Source organism: Vibrio sp. 10N.222.55.B11, from assembly GCF_041473705.1.
GTDB classification, from domain to species: domain Bacteria; phylum Pseudomonadota; class Gammaproteobacteria; order Enterobacterales; family Vibrionaceae; genus Vibrio; species Vibrio crassostreae_C.
The window spans coordinates 1-2,348 of the sequence record NZ_JBFRST010000145.1 but is presented as its reverse complement, the minus strand read 5'-3'; the positions used below and the strand labels follow the sequence as shown (position 1 = coordinate 2,348).

Below are 2,348 nucleotides of genomic sequence, written 5' to 3'. Positions count from 1 at the left end.
TTACCTCGTGATTGCTGTGTGCGCTTGGGTTTCTGCGCTAAAAGAGGTTGAGCCAAAGGCTCGACCGCAAGCGGTCGTCAAACCGGCTCTTAGTACCACAGTACGCCCATTTGCTCTGTGTTTGATTCTAATGCTTTGTCATGGTGTCATTTTGTGGATTTTTTCCTTATAGGGTTTGATAGGCGGTTTTTTTATTATGACGGTTTAAAGCTGATTTTAAGTGCTGCGTTGTGATAGGGGCCTGAGTTGGGCGTTACCTTTCGGGCTGGGCTCTCCGCTTGTATCTTTCATCTATGGCCTAAGAGTGGCATCACCCTGGTGAGTCACTGCGTGCCGCCCCAAAATGTGCCTCTCTACAGCCCCTATCTAAAAGGATATCGCTGCAATCCTGAACGCCTGCGCCTCGTCATTCTTCCTCGTTGCCGCTCGTCGTGCCTTCTCACTCCTTTCACTGACTGAACGAAATGAATATTTGAAAGGCTTCTCTGGTTATCAACTGCGTAAAAAACGAAGGCTCAAATCTCGAAGTTGTTGGAGTATGCCGGCACATTGATCTTAAAAACTCAGTCGATGGGAATGAATGATAGCTTTAGTGAGAGAGTATCAACTCGTTAAGGTAAGAGGGAAAAGTGATTCTGAATTAAACGCCTAGTTGGTTATTTGTTTAGGTATAAATGGGAAACGTTATTTTATGGAAACAGTTGTTACCCGTTTCCTGTTGGGCTATAATTTGTACAGTTAAGTTTATTTGGAGTGTTGAACAATGGCGGAACAATCTGGCGTGACCTTTGAACAAGTATCAAAAGCTGCTACAGCAATGCTAACTCAAGGTACTAAACCCTCAGTTCGTAATGTTATGCAGGTAACCGGTGGTAAAACAGAAACCGTCTCTAAGCTTCTACGTGACTTTCACGACAAGCGTAATGCAGAAGTCATTAAAATGGCTGATGAGCTAGGCAGCAGTAAGATCGCTGAATTGCTCGCGGATGAAATGCAAAGCGTTGTCGAGCGAAAAACCGCGAGCCTTCAGCAAATGATTTCCGACCAAAAAGCCCAGTTAGATGAAGCTATAGAGCTACTAGAAGAAAAAGAAAAAGACAGTCAGCACCGTATTGAAATGGCAGAGGCCAGAGCCGCTCAACTCATTAATGAAGCCAATGATAAAGCGGCTAAAGCATTAGAGCGTGTGGACAGTGCCGAACAAAAAGCAACTGAAGCTATAGCATTGAGCGAAGAAGTAAAGAAAGAAGCCGACAAATCAATGTCTGATAATGAGCAGAAATGTGATCTTTTAGTGACTAACGCAAAAAGTGAAGCTGAGAGTCTTGTGGGCGCGGCTAACCGTCGAGCGGATAAAGCGGAGCAAGAAAGCGCAAGTTTGCGAGAGCAGGTTAAGCTACTCACTGTCGATCAAGCGAAAAGAGAAATAGAGCAAGCTCAACATGAAAAAACACAAGAGCAGCATACTGAAACGCTAAACCAACTGGCTAATGAGCGAACAACGGTCGTTCAGTTACGCACTCAAGAAGAAAACCGTCAATCAGAAATAGAGCGCTTAACTGGCGAGTTGAACGAGATTAAATCTGACAGTAAACAATTAGCTTCCGCGCAAGGGCAGTTGGTTGAGTTGCAAAGACAGATCTCCCAATTACAAAGTGATTTGTCTCTATCAGAAAGAGAGCGTGAATCTCTATCCGTCGCTCTTAGAAGTAAGTAAGAGCGAAAAAATGACCAAGATTGAATTTATCCTTTAACAACGCAAAGAAGGGGGAGGATTCTAGTGCTGCAGAAGCCTCTCAATCTAAAGAGCTTAATGGCATTTAGCCATTTTGCCGTAAACCCTTGCCGATCGGGCGGGGGTATAAGGCGTAAAGCTCGAAGAGCTTTAACTTGATATCGCCGGACTTTCTACATAAGCCTTTAACGTTTCAATTGTCGCACCGCCAGCCGTACAAGCAAAGTAAGAACGAGACCATAAGGCCGCGCTTTTACTTTGCCTTGTAAGGTGCGTATTTTTCAGCCTCAACATTCTTGATGAAATAGATTTAAGGTTGCGTTGTGATATGGGCTTGAGTTGGGCGTTACCCTTCGGGAAAGGCTCTCCGCTTGTATCTTTTATCTATGGCCTAAGAGTGGCATCACCTTGGTGAGTCACTGCGTGCCGCCCCAGGATGTGCCTCTCTACAGCCCCTATCTAAAAGGATATCGCTGCAATCCTGAACGCCTGCGCCTCGTCATTCTTCCTCGTTGCCGCTCGTCGTGCCTCCTCACTCCTTTCACTGACTGAACGAAAGAATCTGTAAGATGGATTTTGTTTTTCGCCTGTCCTTTTTCCTTTGATTTCTCAT

Annotated in this window: 1 protein-coding gene and 1 pseudogene; one reads left to right on the top strand and one right to left on the bottom strand. The window is 45.0% G+C overall.

Going from position 1 to position 2,348, the window contains the following annotated elements; all coding sequences use genetic code 11:
- Window positions 1-763: 763 nt before the first annotated feature.
- Window positions 764-1,717 carry a DNA-binding protein gene (locus AB4503_RS25430; RefSeq protein WP_076678494.1) on the top strand — a complete coding sequence of 318 codons (954 nt, stop codon included), beginning with the start codon at window positions 764-766 and terminating at the stop codon, window positions 1,715-1,717.
- Between the two features lie 168 nt (window positions 1,718-1,885).
- On the opposite strand, the pseudogene AB4503_RS25425 reads toward AB4503_RS25430, so the two are convergent.
- Window positions 1,886-2,053 (bottom strand): annotated as a pseudogene (locus AB4503_RS25425) (transposase); the annotation flags it as partial.
- Between the last annotated feature and the right edge of the window lie 295 nt (window positions 2,054-2,348).